The following is a 255-nucleotide window of genomic DNA, read 5'->3' on the forward strand; positions in this document are numbered from 1 at the left end:
TATCCCGCTGAGCTTGTTGGACCGTCGTGTAGCCCATGGTCGGTATCCACTCGGTTTTCAGGCTCCTGAACACCCGCTCCATCGGCGCATTATCCCAACAATTTCCTCGCCGGCTCATGCTCTGACGCATGCGATATCGCCAAAGGCGCTGGCGAAAACTCCGGCTTCCATATTGCGAGCCTTGATCGGAGTGGAATAGCAATCCTTGAGGCTTCCCTCGATGCTCGTAAGCCATGTCCAAGGCCTTGATGACCA

At 55.7% G+C, this 255-nt stretch carries 1 protein-coding gene; it reads right to left on the reverse strand.

Translation table 11 applies throughout. The features are described from left to right. Window positions 1–255: DDE-type integrase/transposase/recombinase (locus AACY08_RS30235; RefSeq protein WP_339472755.1), on the reverse strand; the 255-nt coding region annotated here is incomplete at both ends.

The sequence above is a fragment of the Pseudomonas sp. EL_65y_Pfl1_R83 genome (assembly GCF_963970695.1).
Lineage (GTDB): Bacteria > Pseudomonadota > Gammaproteobacteria > Pseudomonadales > Pseudomonadaceae > Aquipseudomonas > Aquipseudomonas tritici.